The organism is Achromobacter sp. GbtcB20 (genome assembly GCF_019091095.1).
Lineage (GTDB): Bacteria > Pseudomonadota > Gammaproteobacteria > Burkholderiales > Burkholderiaceae_B > Achromobacter > Achromobacter mucicolens.
In genome coordinates, this window is sequence record NZ_JAGXJZ010000787.1 from 1 (window position 1) to 244 (window position 244).

Genomic DNA, 244 nt, shown 5'->3' on the forward strand with positions numbered 1-244 from the left:
AGGATGGTCCCGTGTTCGGCCGCCTGACGGTCGAACAGACCATCCGCGCAGTGCTGGAACTGCAGGTGGGCCCGGACGGCCGCCCGTTGTCGACGCCCAAGAGCAACGAGCAGATGGAGTCGCTACTCGAAGAACTGCAGATCGGCCACACCCGCAGCAATGCCGCAATTTCACTCTCGGGCGGCGTACGCCGCCGCGTCGAAATCGCGCGCGCGCTGGCGACCAGCCCGCGCCTCATCCTGCT

The 244-nt window shown here is 67.2% G+C and carries 1 protein-coding gene; it reads left to right on the top strand.

Features of this window, described 5'->3' with window-relative positions; genetic code table 11:
- Positions 1-244: ATP-binding cassette domain-containing protein (locus tag KVT32_RS31120; protein ID WP_217619535.1), on the top strand; the 244-nt coding region annotated here is incomplete at both ends.